This is a genomic window from Streptacidiphilus cavernicola (assembly GCF_042510955.1).
Taxonomy (GTDB): Bacteria; Actinomycetota; Actinomycetes; order Streptomycetales; family Streptomycetaceae; genus Streptacidiphilus; species Streptacidiphilus cavernicola.
On the sequence record NZ_JBHFAB010000006.1, the window covers coordinates 174,099 to 187,257 of the forward strand.

Sequence of the window (13,159 nt, forward strand, 5' to 3'; positions counted from 1 at the left end):
CTCAGGTCTCGGGCACCGGCAGCGGGAGCTTCTGGATGGCGGCGGCCATCACGTCGGGGAAGAGGTCCGGCGTGCAGGCGAAGGCCGGGGCGCCGAGCGCGGCCAGCGCCGCGGCATGCGAGCGGTCGTAGGCCGGGGCTCCGTCGTCGGAGAGCGCCAGCAGCGCGATGAACTGCACCCCGGACGCCTTCATCGCGGCCACCCGCTTGAGCATCTCGTCGCGTATGCCGCCCTCGTAGAGGTCGCTGATCAGCACCACGATGGTGTCGGCCGGACGGGTGATCCGGGACTGGCAGTAGGCCAGGGCGCGGTTGATGTCGGTGCCGCCGCCGAGCTGGACCCCGAACAGCACGTCGACCGGGTCGGTCAGCTGTTCGGTGAGGTCCACCACCGAGGTGTCGAACACCACCAGACGGGTGCTCAGCGAGTGCATCGACGCCAGCACCGCGCCGAAGACCGAGGAGTGCACCACCGAGGCGGCCATCGACCCGGACTGGTCGATGCACAGGATGACCTCCTTCTTCACCGCGTTCTGCGCCCGCGCACAGCCGATCAGCCGTTCCGGGACGACGCTGCCGTGGGTGCGCTCGCCGGTCGGTTCGAGGTAGTTCTTGAGATTCGCCCGGACGGTGCGGTTCCAGTCGATGTCGCGGTGCCGGGGGCGGTTGACCCGGGCGCTGCGGTCCAGCGCGCCGCCGAGGACCGAGCGGGTACGGGTGGCGATCCTCCGCTCCAGGTCGGTGACGACCTTGCGGACCACCGCGCGGGCGGTCTCCCTGGTGGTCTCCGGCAGCGCCCGGCCCAGCGAGATCAGCGTGCCGACCAGGTGCACGTCCGGCTCGACCGCCTCCAGCATCTCCGGCTCCATCAGCAGCTGGGCCAGGCCGAGCCGTTCGATGGCGTCCTGCTGCATCAGCTGGACCACGCTGGTCGGGAAGTACTCGCGGATGTCGCCGAGCCAGCGGGCGACCTGCGGCGCGGAGCCGCCGAGACCGGCCCGGCGCGGGCTGCCGCGGTCGACCGAACCGCCGTTGTCGCCCCGGTAGAGGGCGGAGAGGGCGCGGTCCATCGCCGCGTCGCGCCCGGAGAGCTTGCAGCCGGTGCCGTCGGCCTCGCCGCCGAGCACCATCCGCCACCGCCGAAGCCGGGCCTCGGCGGGGTCCTGCGCGGACGCCGGGTCCTGCGCGGACGCGGGGCCCTGCGCGGACGCGGAGCCTGGCGCGGGTACGGGTGTCATCGCTGAACCTCCGTCAGTCCGGGGTGATCCGTCAGTCCGGGGTGAGGGGCGAGGCCGGGGTGATCCGCCGGTCCGGGGTGAGGGGCGAGCCCGAGCAGCAGGGCCGCGGTCGCGGCGGCGGCCTCGGCCCGTGCCCGGTCGGGCTCCGCGGCGAAGCCAGGGCGGTCGGACGTCCGGGCACCGCCCCCGGCCGCACCGCCGCCGGCGCCACCGCGGACCCGCTCGCCGATGGTGCGCCGCACCCCCGCCTCGAAGCCGGCGAAGGTGCGCCGCAGCAGCGGCAGCACATCGGGGAAGGCCTGCTCGGGCACCCCGCTGATCCAGTCGTCGACCAGGCCGAGCAGCTGGGTGTCGTGGACCAGCAGCATGCCGCCCCCGGCCAGGAAGCCCTCGATCCACCCGGCCGCGTCGGCCGGGGGCGTCGCGAGCGAGAGCGCGAGCCCCATCTGCCGGGCGGCTTCACCGGCGTCCCACTGCCCGTCGTCCAGCAGCAGCCGCACGGCGCGTCCGCGCAGCAGGCCCGGGACCGTGTCCCGCCCGGCCAGCACCCGCAGGGTCGCGGTCCACCGCTCCCGCAGGGCGCTCCGCTCGGGTTCGGGCCGGTCGGGGCTCCCGTCGGCGCAGAGCAGCGCCACCGCGGCGTGGGTGGCGCCCAGGTGCGCGGCCATCGCGCCCGCGCCCTCGGCGTCCAGGCTGCCGCAGGCCGGGGGCAGCCCGATGCAGATCCGCACCGCAAGGCCCTCGGCCAGGCCCCGCAGCGCCGTGGCGTCGGTGCCGCGGACGTCCCCGTAGCGGAGCGTCCGGACCAGCGCGGGCAGTGCCTCGGCCAGGTGCGCCACGTCCGCGTCCAGCGCCGCCCGGTCGGCCAGCGCCTTGAGGACGGTCGGCAGCGCCTCCGGCAGGTCCGCGAGCAGGCAGACCTCGGCCAGCCCGGTGACCTCGGCCAGCGTGCCCGCGTGGGCGGCCCGGTCCCGGGCCCGCGCGGTGGCGGCGGAGCCGACGGTGGTGCCCCAGATCCCGGCCTCGGCGACGGCGACCGCGAGTTCCGGCTCCCAGCGCAGCCGCCAGCTCTCCCGGAAGGTGCCGGTGCTGCCGGAGCGGGAGGCGCCGGCCCGGCCCCAGGGGATGTCGAGCAGGGCCAGCCGGTGCAGCAGTCGGCTGCGCGCCGCGTCGGTGTCCTTGCGCAGGTCCAGGTCGAGGTCGCGCTCGTCCGGCTCGGGCTTCAGCCGCAGCCCGCGCTGAAGCCGGGTCAGATCCCGTTGCAGCGGCACCGCCGGGGCCTCGTCCGGGACCTCGCCGAGCCGGTCGCCGACCACCAGCCGGTCCTGGACCAGCGCCAGCGGGACGTCCGAGCCCTCGCACATCACCGCCCGCACCGCGTCGGTGGTCTCGGCCAGGCCGGGCAGCGGACGGCCGCGCATCGCGGCCAGGGTCTCGGCCAGCCGGACCGCCTCGATCACATGCGCCGAGGAGACCGGGTGGTCCTCCTCGCGCAGGAACGCGGCGACCCTGGTCATCCAACGGACCACGGTCCGGTCCGGCGACGTGAACAGGTGCTCGTACCAGCCGGGCGAGGCGATGCCCGCGCCGTAGCCGGTGGACTGGGACAGTCGGCGGTGGGTCCACGGCACCCAGGTCAGCTCGACCCTGGCCTTGGGCAGTCCCTTCAGCCGGGCGTTGTCCGTGCCCACCGGCACCTTCGCGGCCAGCGCCGGGACGTGCCAGGCGCCGCAGACCACGGCGACCCGCCGGTGCCCGGCCCTGACCGCGGCACGCAGCTGCCGGCGCATGTACGCCTCGCGCAGCAGGTCCGAGCGCCGCTCCGTCGCCTCGCCCGTCGCCTCGCCCCCCGGCCGCAGCTCGGCCATCGCCTCGGCGATGGTCCGGAACGGCGCCAGCGCGTCGCCGCGCCCGTCCGGCAGCCGGTGCTCCACCGCGTCGTCCCACCACTGCTCCGGGTCGCTGTGGCCGGCCAGCCGGGCCAGTTCGGCGATCGGGTCGAGTGGGGCGGCGGCGGGCTGCTCCGGCGGTTCCGGGTGGGCGACGGCCTGTTCGGCCAGCGCGAAGGTGTGTGTGGCCGGGAGGTCGATGAAGCGGGCCGGCACCTCGTGCTCCAGCGCGTGCCGCAGCGCCACCCACTCCGGCGAGAACGCCGCGAACGGCCAGAACGCGGCCTGCGCCGGATCGTCCACCACATGGGCCAGCAGCGCGACCGGCGGCGCCATGTCCCGGTGCGCGGCCAGCGCCAGCAGCGGGTCCGCCTCGGCCGGGCCCTCGATCAGCACAATGTCGGGCCGGTACTGCTCCAGCGCGGCGGCCACTGCACGGGCCGAGCCCGGCCCGTGGTGCCGCACCCCCAGCAGCGCCACCCCCGGGGCCCGGCCCTCGGTCTGACGTTCGCTCACCCCTCCCCCTCCCCTTGCTCGGTGACGGCGATCAGCGGGCCGTGGCGTCGCGGCAGCCGCGGTAGAAGTCCTTCCAGTCGTCGCGCTCGCGCACCACGCCCTCCAGGTACTCCTGCCACACCAGCCGGTCCGCGGCCGGATCCCGGACCACCGCGCCGAGCAGCCCGGAGGCGATGTCGGCCGGGCGCAGCACCCCGTCGCCGAAGTGCGCGGCCAGCGCGAGCCCGCTGGTGACCACGGAGATCGCCTCGGCGGTGGACAGGCTGCCGGAGGGCGACTTGACCTTGGTCCGGCCGTCGGCGGTCACCCCGTCCCGCAGCTCGCGGAAGACGGTGACGACCCGTCGGATCTCGGCCGAGCCGCTGGGCACGGCGGGCAGCTCCAGCGAGCGGCCCAGCTCGCCGACCCGGCGGGCGACGATGTCCACCTCCTCCTCCAGCGAGGCGGGCAGCGGCAGCACCACCGTGTTGAAGCGCCGCCGCAGCGCACTGGACAGCTCGTTGACGCCCCGGTCGCGGTCGTTGGCGGTGGCGATCAGGTTGAAGCCGCGGACGGCCTGGACCTCCTCCCCCAGCTCCGGGATCGGCAGGGTCTTCTCGGAGAGGATGGTGATCAGGCTGTCCTGGACGTCGGCCGGTATCCGGGTCAGCTCCTCCACCCGGGCGGTGCCGCCCTCGGCCATGGCCCGCATCACCGGGCTGGGCACCAGCGCGCCCCGGCTGGGGCCCTCGGCGAGCAGCCGGGCGTAGTTCCAGCCGTAGCGGATCGCCTCTTCGGGCGTCCCGGCCGTGCCCTGGACCAGCAGCGTGGAGTCGCCGCTGACCGCGGCGGCGAGGTGCTCGGACACCCACGTCTTGGCGGTGCCGGGGACGCCGAGCAGCAGCAGCGCCCGGTCGGTGGCCAGGGTGGTCACCGCGACCTCGACGATGCGCCGCGGGCCGACGTACTTGGGTGAGACCACCGTGCCGTCCGGCAGCGTCCCGCCGAGCAGGTAGGTGGCGACGGCCCAGGGCGACAGCCGCCAGCGCGCCGGGCGCGGCCGGTCGTCGGCCGCCGCCAGGGCGGCCAGCTCGTCGGCGTAGGCGGTCTCGGCGTGCGGACGAAGGACTTCCGGGGCTGCGGGCATGAAGGCTCTCCTCAAAGGGCGTCTCCGGGGTTGTCCACCACTCTGCACGCTGCCACTGACAATCCGACAGGAGGCGTCCCCACCTGCGGTTCTGTCACTACTGACCGATTGTCAGTGGCGGCGTCTACGGTCGTTCCATGGAGGATCGCTGGACACCCGAGCACGTGCTCTCCCTCGCCCCCGACGCGCCCTCGCGCAAGGCGGCGTCGAAACTCGCCGCGCCCGCGCCCTGGTCCGGCCTGGGCTGCGACACCGCGTCCGCGAGCGCCGCCGTGTGGGGCGAGTGCAAGGGCAGCGGAAGCACCCCGTACCGCACCGTGGTCGACCTCACCGGGCCCGCCTACCAGTGCAGTTGCCCGAGCCGTAAGTTCCCCTGCAAGCACGCGCTGGCGCTGCTGCTGCGCTGGTCGGCCGGGGCCGGTGAGCCGGGCACGGCCCCGTCCTGGGCGGCCGACTGGCTCACCGGCCGCCGGGAGCGGGACGAGCGCCGGGCCGCCCGCTCCGCCGAGCCCGCCGACGCCGCCGGCCCCGACGGGGCGTCACTCCTCGCCGCCGAGCGCCGCCGGGAGCGCCGGGCGGCGCGGGTCGCGGCCGGCGCCGCCGAGCTGGGGTCACGGCTCGCGGACCAGCTCAGGGCCGGTCTCGCCGACGCCCCGAACCAGGGCTACGCGGGCTGGAGCGACGTCGCGGCCCGGATGGTCGACGCCCAGGCCCCCGGCCTGGCGGCCCGCGCCCGGGAGTTGGGCGCGGTGCCGTCCTCCGGTCCCGGCTGGCCGTCCCGGCTGCTGGAGGAGTACGGCCTGTGCCACCTGCTCGCCGACGGCTACCGGCGGGTGGACACCCTGCCCGAGCCGCTGGCCGCCACGGTGCGGGCCCGGATCGGCTTCACCCTGGACGCCGCCGAGGTGCTCCGCGGCCCGCACCTGCGGGACCGCTGGCTGGTGCTCGGCTCCCGCGACAGCACCGACGAGCGGGTGACCACCCGGCGGATCTGGCTGCGCGGCGGCACGACCGGCCGGGACGCCCTGCTGCTGTCCTTCGGCCGCCCCGGCGTCGGCCCGGAGCCAGCCCTGCCCACCGGCCTGCTGCTGGACGCCGAGCTGGCCTTCCACCCCGGCGCCCGCCCGCTGCGTGCGGCGCTCGGCCCCCGCTTCGGCGCCCCGGTCCCACCGCCCCCGGGGCAGGCCGTGCCGGAGGGGGTCAGCCTGGATGCCGCGCTGGACGCCTACGGGCGGGCGCTGGGGGACGACCCCTGGCTGGAGTCCTGGCCGGTGCTGCTGCGCCGGGTGGTGCCGGTGCCGACCGCGCTCGGCTGGGAGCTGGTGGACCGCTCGGGCCCGTCCCCCGCCGCGATACCCGTCGACCGGCGCGGCGCCCCGGACGCCGCGCTGTGGCGGCTCGCCGCGGTCTCCGGCGGCCGTCCGCTCACCCTGTTCGGCGAGTGCGGCCACCGGGGCTTCAGCCCGGTCACCGCCTGGTACCCGGACGGCCCGTCGATCCGCACGCTGGGAGTGACCGGATGACCGCCCCGCAAACCACCGATGAACCCACCGACCGACCCACTGCCCCTCGAACCACCGACGCCGACTGGCCGGAGCTGGTCACCGCCGCGCTGCTGGGCACCGACCGCCGACCGTTCGGCGACGCCCCGCAGCTGCTCGACCGGGCCGCGCTGCAGACGGTGCGCCGCCGGGCCGGGCTGCGCCCCGGGCCGCCCTCGGCGGCGTCCTTCCCCGGCGACGCCGAGGCGCCGGAGGACCCGCGCCCGCCACTGCCGGAGCCGGCCGCCCGCCGGTTCGGCATGCTGCTGCCGGGGCCTGACGCCCCGTCCGGCGGCTCGGGCAGCCTCGCCAACATCAGCGAACTGCTGCCGCAGTACCTCACCGCCGCCGCCGGGCACGGCTACCGCGCGCCCGCCGCGCAGGTCCCGCCACTGCTGGACGCCGCCCGCGCGCGCAGCGAACTGCGCACCGACGCGGTGGCGCTGGCCGGGCCGCTGGGCCGCTGGCTGGCCGAGCGCAACCCGGACTGGCGCTACGTGCTGCGCACCCCGCTGCCCGGCGCCGCCGACCTCCCGGACGAACGGCTGTGGCAGGAGGGCCTGTTCGCCGAGCGGGTGACCCACCTCACCCGGCTGCGCCGTCGCGACCCGGCCGCCGCCCGGGAGCTGCTGCGGTCCTGCTGGGCCCAGGAGCGGGCCGAGGACCGGCTGCTGTTCCTGGACGCCCTGCAGGAGCGGCTCTCCGCGGCGGACGAGCCCTTCCTGGAGTCGGTGCTCAGCGACCGCTCCAAGAACGTCAGGACCACCGCGGCGGAGCTGCTCTCCACCCTGCCGGAGTCGGCGCTGGCGCTGCGGATGGCCGAACGCGCCCGGCAGGCCGTCCGGCTGGCCGCGACCGCCGAGGGGCCGCGGCTGACGGTGCGTCCGCCGACCGCCTGCGACGCCGCGATGCTGCGGGACGGGATCCCCGGCAGCTCCCCCACCGGCCGCGCCGACCGGGCGTTCTGGCTCGGCGAGGTGGTGGCGGCCACCCCGCTGGTGACCTGGCAGCGGGAGTTCGGCCCGCCGGAACAGGTGCTGGCGCTGCCGGTCTCGGACACCTGGGCAGCGGAGTTGCGGGACGCCTGGTCCCGCGCCGCGGTCCGGCAGAACGACGCCGGCTGGGCCCGCGCGCTGCTCGCCCACGACCCCGCGGCCGGACGGGCCGCGGGCGGGTCGGCCAAGCTGCTCGGGGTGCTGGCCCCGGCCGAACGGGCCCACTGGACCGCCGGCTACCTGGACCGGCACGGCCAGGACCCGCACGGCCTGGGCGAGGCGTTCCAGCTCCTGGTCGCCTGCCCGGCGCCGTGGCCCGAGCCGCTGGGTGACGCGGTGCTGCGGGCGCTGGCCCGGGTCGCCGAGGGCGGGGGCTACCCGTGGAGCCACAGCGGGGTGCTCGGCGTCGCCGAGCGGGCGCTCGCCCCGGAGGCGGCCGAGGCCCTGGACGCGCTGGCCGAGCGGACCGGCTCCGCCTGGGCCGAGGTGTTCAACCGCCTCGCCGCGACGCTGCGGCTGCGCGCCGCCATGCTCGCCGAGCTGGCGCCGGGCGGGCAGGCGGAGGGCTAGGCGGTGGCGGTGTCGCGGAGGTGGGTCTCCACCCAGCTGACGATGTCGCGGGTGGAGGCGCCCGGGGTGAAGACGCCCTCGATGCCCATGGCGCTCAGCAGCGGGATGTCGTCGTCCGGGATGATCCCGCCGCAGAAGACCGTGATGTCGGCGGCGTCACGCTTCTTGAGCAGCTGCACCACCTTGCCGCAGAGCGTCATGTGCGCGCCGGACAGGATGGACAGGCCGATGCCGTCGGCGTCCTCCTGGATCGCGGTGTCGACGATCTGCTCCGGCGTCTGGTGCAGGCCGGTGTAGACGACCTCCATCCCGGCGTCGCGCAGGGCGCGGGCGATCACTTTCGCGCCCCGGTCATGGCCGTCCAGGCCCGGTTTGGCCACGACCACACGGATAGGTCCGGACACGCCCATCACTGCCTCCTCATGGATGCGTGAGCCGCATCCCGCCGATGTTAACCAACGTTAGCGCCGGTGGGACCCCCGGTAACCGTTTCGCTGTCCCGGCCGGGGGGAAAATTACGGGTGGAGGTGCGTCTTGGGCACTCTGTTCCGCCGCGCTGCGACCACCGCGCGAGCACTCAGCCAGGAGACCGCGGCTCTCGCCGAGCACCTCCTCCGCTACCCGACCGGCATCGCCGGCGAGTCCTGGCCGCTGCCCGCGCCGGACTGCGACCACGACGCGCACCGCCCGGTCCTGCTGCTGCACGGACTGTTCGACAACCAGGCGGTCTTCGCCCGGATGCGCCGCGCCCTCGCCGCCGACGGCTACGCGCATGTGCACGCGCTGAACTACAACCCGCTGACGGTCGACGTCCGCGGCGCGGCCGAGCTGCTCGACCGGCATGTGCGGCACGTCCGCGAGGTGTACGGGGGCGAGCGGGTGGCCGTGGTCGGGCACAGCCTCGGCGGCCTGATCGCCCGCTACCACGTCCAACTGCTCGGCGGCGACGAGTCCGTGCACACCGTGGTCACCCTCGGCGCACCGCACGAGGGGACCCTCGCCGCTCGCCTGCTGCGACCGCTGCCGGTGGCCGGGCAGTTGCTGCCCGGAAGCAGCGTGCTGGAGGAACTGCGCGCCCCCGCCGCGCACTGCCGCACCCGGTTCCTGGCGTTCCGCGGCGACCATGACGCGCTGATCCTGCCGAACGGTCACGGAGCGTTGCGACACCCGGACCTCTGGACCGAGAACATCCTGGTCACCGCCACCGGGCACGTCGCCCTGCCGGTCCACCGCGACGTGATCGCCCGGATCGGCGCGGCGCTGGCCGAGGCCCCGGCGGGGACCGCCGTCGGCATCGAACGCATCAGCGCCTAGCCCGCGGAGCCCGGTTCGCAGCCGGACATCTTTATTCGCCCATAAGCGGATAGATCAGCCAGGAGATTGTGGCCGGTCCGTTATGGGGGATACAGTCACGGTCACTTTCCTCTGGTTGTGGATAGGGACTTCCGTGGTGGACACCGAGACCGGCTGGTACGGGTACGCAGCGCCGACGCCTGCGCAGCCCTTCTGGCCGGAGCAGGAGACGGCCCACTACGCTCCGTATCCGCCCCCGTACGAAGCCCAGCACCAGCAGTACGGCTACGGCTACGTCCACCCGGAGCAGCAGTACGGATACGCCTACGTCGCCGAGCCGCAACAGCAGCAGCCGTACTACGAGAGCTACCCGAGCTACGAACAGGTCTCCTACCAGGCGCCGGAACCGGTCCACCAGGCCGAACCGGTCTACCGGCCGGAGCAGTTCCACGAGCCGGAGCCGCTCCCCGAACCCGAACCGGTGCATGAGCCCGAACCGGAGCCGGCGCACCAGACGGTCCCGGCGGCCCATGTCGTCACCGGCGGCCGTGCGGCCGCCCGTGCGGCCCGGTCCCGGACCAGCCGCCGCCGCTCGGTGGTGCTGACCATCGCGGTCCCCACCGTCGCCGTCCTCGGCATCGGGGCCGCCGCCGCCGGAACCCTGGCGCCCAAGAACGGCAGCCGCACCGTCGCGGCGAACGACGCCTCGGGGAAGCTCACCGCGGCCGACCTCAAGGCCCAGGCCGAGGCCGCCGCCCAGGCCAAGGCGTCGGCCGAGCAGGTGAGCCGGGACAAGGCCAGGCAGGCGCTGACGCTGCGCACCGCCGCCGCCAAGAAGGCCGCCGCCGAGGCCCCCCGCTACGTCCTGCCGATCACCGCCCACACCGGCCTCAGCGCCCTCTTCGGGCAGGCCGGGACGCACTGGATGTCACTGCACACCGGGATCGACTTCCCGGTCTCCACCGGCACCCAGGTGCACGCCGTCACCGACGGCACGGTCAGCACCAAGTGGAACGCCTACTACGGCAACATGCTGATACTGACCGCCCCCGACGGCACCCAGACCTGGTACTGCCACCTCAGCGCCTACAAGCAGCGCAGCGGCACGGTGAAGGCCGGGGACGTGGTCGCCTACTCCGGCGACACCGGCAACTCCACCGGGCCGCACCTGCACTTCGAGGTGCACCCGCACGGCGGCGACGCGATCGACCCGCTACCGTGGCTGCTCTCGCACGGCCTCGACCCGCGCTGACGGCCCGTCAGAGCTTCTCCACCGGGGCGTAGCGCAGCAGCAGCTGCTTGGTCCCCTCCGCGCCGAAGTCGATGGTCGCCTTGGCGTCGTCCGCCGGGCCGCCGACGGCCACGACCGTGCCCAGGCCGAAGCGGTCATGGGTGACCCGGTCGCCGACCGCGAGCGACACCACCGGGCGCTCCTTGATGCCCCGTCCGCCGCTCTTGCCCCAGCCCGCGGGCGCGAGGCTGCGCTTCCCGCCGCCGAAGCCGCCGCCGGTGCCGCTGCTGCCGCCGAAGCCGCCACCGCGGACCGAGGGCGCACCGGCCGCGGCGGCCGTCCGCTTCTCGTTCACCAACTGCGGCGGGATCTCCTCCAGGAAGCGCGACGCCGGGTTGTACGAGGGCTGGCCCCAGGCGCTGCGCAGCACCGCCCGGGACAGGTAGAGCCGCTCGCGGGCGCGGGTCAGCCCGACGTAGGCGAGCCGGCGCTCCTCCTCCAACTCCTTGGCCTGGCCGAAGGTCCGCATGTGCGGGAAGACGCCGTCCTCCATGCCGGTGAGGAACACCACCGGGAACTCAAGCCCCTTGGCGGTGTGCAGGGTCATCAGCGTGACCACGCCCTTGCTCTCGCCGTCGGCGTCGTCGTCCGGGATCTGGTCGCTGTCCGCCACCAGCGCGACCCGCTCCAGGAACCCGGCCAGCCCGGTGGCCACCGGCTCCGCGTCGGGGTCGGCGTCCGCGTCCGGCGCGACCGCCTCAGCCGCGGCCTCCTCCTGCTCGAACTCCAGTGCCACCGCCGCGAGTTCCTGGAGGTTCTCGACCCGGGTCTCGTCCTGCGGGTCGGTGGACGACTGCAGCTCGGCCAGGTAGCCGGTCTCGGTCAGCACCGCCTCCAGCACCGCGGCCGGGCCCGCACCCGACTCGACCACGCCGCGCAGCTTCTCCAGCAGGTCATTGAACTTCTTCACCGCGTTGAGCGAGCGCGCGGCCATCCCGTACGCCTCGTCCGCGCGCCGGAGCGCCTCGGCGAAGGAGATCCGCTCGCGCTGCGCCAGCGCGTCGATCATCGCCTCGGCCCGGTCGCCGATCCCGCGCTTGGGCACGTTGAGGATGCGGCGCAGCGGCACCGTGTCCTCGGGGTTGGCCAGTATCCGCAGGTAGGCCAGGACGTCCCGGACCTCCCTGCGCTCGTAGAAGCGCACCCCGCCGACCACCTTGTAGGGCAGGCCGGTCCGGATGAACACCTCCTCGAACACCCGGGACTGGGCGTTGGTCCGGTAGAACACCGCGACGTCGCCCGGACGGGCGTGCCCGGCGTCGGTCAGCCGGTCCACCTCGTCGGCGACGAACTGGGCCTCGCCGTGCTCGTCGTCGGCGACGTAGGCGGTGATCAGCTCGCCGTCGGCGCCGGCCGTCCAGAGGTTCTTGGCGCGGCGGTTGGTGTTGCGCTCGATCACCGAGTTGGCCGCGCTCAGGATGGTCTGGGTGGAACGGTAGTTCTGCTCCAGCAGGATCGTGGTCGCGTTCGGGTAGTCCTCCTCGAAGTCGAGGATGTTGCGGATGGTCGCGCCGCGGAAGGCGTAGATCGACTGGTCCGCGTCACCCACCACGCACAGTTCGGCCGGGGGGACGGCGGCCAGGCCGGCCGCGGCCGGGTTGACGAGGTCCCCGTCCGCGGTCAGCTTCGGCGCCGAGCCGGCCGCGCCGCCGCTCAGCTCCCGGACCAGCATGTACTGGGCGTGGTTGGTGTCCTGGTACTCGTCCACCAGGATGTGCCGGAACCGGCGCCGGTAGCTCTCGGCGACGGCCGGGAAGGCCTGCAGCAGGTGCACCGTGGTCATGATGATGTCGTCGAAGTCGAGCGCGTTGGCCTCGCGCAGCCGCCGCTGGTAGAGGTTGTACGCGTCGGCGAGCTTGCGCTCCATCGGGTTCTCGGCCCGCGCGGCGAAGGTCTCCTCGTCGATCAGCTCGTTCTTCAGGTTGGAGATCTTCGCGGTGAAGGACTTGGGCGGGAACTGCTTGGGGTCCAGGTCGAGGTCCCGGCAGCAGAGCGCCATCAGCCGCTGCGAGTCGGCCGAGTCGTAGATCGAGAAGCTGGAGGTGAAGCCGAGCAGCTTGCTCTCCCGGCGCAGGATCCGGACGCAGGCGCTGTGGAAGGTGGACACCCACATCGCCTTGGCCCGCGGGCCGACCAGGTCCTCCACCCGCTCGCGCATCTCGCCCGCGGCCTTGTTGGTGAAGGTGATCGCCAGGATCTCCCCCGGCTGCACCCGGCGCGCGCCCAGCAGGTAGGCGATCCGGTGGGTCAGCACCCGGGTCTTGCCCGAACCGGCCCCGGCGACGATCAGCAGCGGGGAGCCCGCGTGCACCACGGCCTCGCGCTGCTGCGGGTTCATCCCGTCCAGCAGCGCGGCCGGATCCAGCACCGGACGCGGCGCGCCGTCCCGGTAGTGGGCGTCGCGCGGCGGGGGCGCGTCGAAGTTCCCGGTGAAGAGATCCGCCGGGATCTCCTCCTCGTAGGGCGCGTCGTCCTGCGGCGCGGGCTCGGCGAACGAGCCCGCGGCGGCGCTGCCGCCGAGGCCGGGAAGCGGAATGTCGTCAAAGAGGCTGCTCATCAGACCCGAGTCTAGGCCGCCGCACCGACAGCCTTGCCCGGAACCGGGACAGTGGCCTCACCCCGGGGAAATCTGATGATCCGATGGATAGGCGTTGTGATCGGCCAATGACAGAAACGGTCGATTCTGACCGGGGAGCGCTCG

General features: G+C 74.7%; 9 protein-coding genes. 4 read left to right on the forward strand and 5 right to left on the reverse strand.

The annotated features are described in order from the left end of the window. Window position 1: 1 nt before the first annotated feature. From ACEZDE_RS10540 to ACEZDE_RS10550, 3 genes are all read right to left on the reverse strand, one after another. On the reverse strand, window positions 2–1,129 hold the full coding sequence (locus ACEZDE_RS10540) for a VWA domain-containing protein (RefSeq protein ID WP_380535137.1): 1,128 nt from the start codon (window positions 1,127–1,129) through the stop codon (window positions 2–4). 104 nt (window positions 1,130–1,233) lie between these two features. Beyond that, window positions 1,234–3,642: a DUF5682 family protein gene (locus tag ACEZDE_RS10545; RefSeq protein ID WP_380534872.1), complete on the reverse strand. Its 2,409-nt coding sequence runs from the start codon at window positions 3,640–3,642 to the stop codon at window positions 1,234–1,236. A 31-nt stretch (window positions 3,643–3,673) separates the two neighbouring features. Continuing rightward, window positions 3,674–4,768 carry an ATP-binding protein gene (locus ACEZDE_RS10550; protein WP_380534874.1) on the reverse strand — a complete coding sequence of 365 codons (1,095 nt, stop codon included), beginning with the start codon at window positions 4,766–4,768 and terminating at the stop codon, window positions 3,674–3,676. A 137-nt stretch (window positions 4,769–4,905) separates the two neighbouring features. On the opposite strand from ACEZDE_RS10550, the gene ACEZDE_RS10555 reads away from it, so the two are divergent. Then, on the forward strand, window positions 4,906–6,291 hold the full coding sequence (locus ACEZDE_RS10555) for an SWIM zinc finger family protein (protein ID WP_380534876.1): 1,386 nt from the start codon (window positions 4,906–4,908) through the stop codon (window positions 6,289–6,291). Then, entirely contained in the window at window positions 6,288–7,874 is a 1,587-nt protein-coding gene (locus ACEZDE_RS10560) for a DUF5691 domain-containing protein (RefSeq protein WP_380534878.1), read from the forward strand. The genes ACEZDE_RS10555 and ACEZDE_RS10560 overlap by 4 nt, the downstream gene beginning before the upstream one ends. Here the strand turns inward: ACEZDE_RS10560 and ACEZDE_RS10565 are convergent. Next, window positions 7,871–8,284: a cobalamin B12-binding domain-containing protein gene (locus ACEZDE_RS10565; RefSeq protein WP_380534880.1), complete on the reverse strand. Its 414-nt coding sequence runs from the start codon at window positions 8,282–8,284 to the stop codon at window positions 7,871–7,873. The two genes, ACEZDE_RS10560 and ACEZDE_RS10565, sit on opposite strands and share 4 nt — an antisense overlap. Before the next feature lie 124 nt (window positions 8,285–8,408). Here ACEZDE_RS10565 and ACEZDE_RS10570 point away from each other — a divergent pair, with 124 nt between their 5' ends. Then, window positions 8,409–9,188, forward strand: coding sequence for an esterase/lipase family protein (locus ACEZDE_RS10570; protein WP_380534882.1), 780 nt, complete (start codon window positions 8,409–8,411; stop codon window positions 9,186–9,188). A 136-nt stretch (window positions 9,189–9,324) separates the two neighbouring features. Next, a complete protein-coding gene (locus ACEZDE_RS10575) occupies window positions 9,325–10,419 on the forward strand; it encodes a M23 family metallopeptidase (RefSeq protein WP_380534884.1) in 1,095 nt (364 codons plus the stop codon). Window positions 10,420–10,426: 7 nt separating this feature from the next. On the opposite strand, the gene pcrA is transcribed toward ACEZDE_RS10575, so the two are convergent. Then, a complete protein-coding gene (gene pcrA / locus ACEZDE_RS10580) occupies window positions 10,427–13,015 on the reverse strand; it encodes a DNA helicase PcrA (RefSeq protein ID WP_380534886.1) in 2,589 nt (862 codons plus the stop codon). Between the last annotated feature and the right edge of the window lie 144 nt (window positions 13,016–13,159).

Bases quoted from the DNA above. Each gene is read 5' to 3' on its own strand.
- ACEZDE_RS10540 (WP_380535137.1), bottom strand. From the start codon at position 1,129: ATGGTGCTCGGCGGCGAGGCCGACGGCACCGGCTGCAAGCTCTCCGGG.
- ACEZDE_RS10550 (WP_380534874.1), bottom strand. From the start codon at position 4,768: ATGCCCGCAGCCCCGGAAGTCCTTCGTCCGCACGCCGAGACCGCCTAC.
- ACEZDE_RS10555 (WP_380534876.1), top strand. From the start codon at position 4,906: ATGGAGGATCGCTGGACACCCGAGCACGTGCTCTCCCTCGCCCCCGAC.
- ACEZDE_RS10560 (WP_380534878.1), top strand. From the start codon at position 6,288: ATGACCGCCCCGCAAACCACCGATGAACCCACCGACCGACCCACTGCC.
- ACEZDE_RS10565 (WP_380534880.1), bottom strand. From the start codon at position 8,284: ATGGGCGTGTCCGGACCTATCCGTGTGGTCGTGGCCAAACCGGGCCTG.
- pcrA (WP_380534886.1), bottom strand. From the start codon at position 13,015: ATGAGCAGCCTCTTTGACGACATTCCGCTTCCCGGCCTCGGCGGCAGC.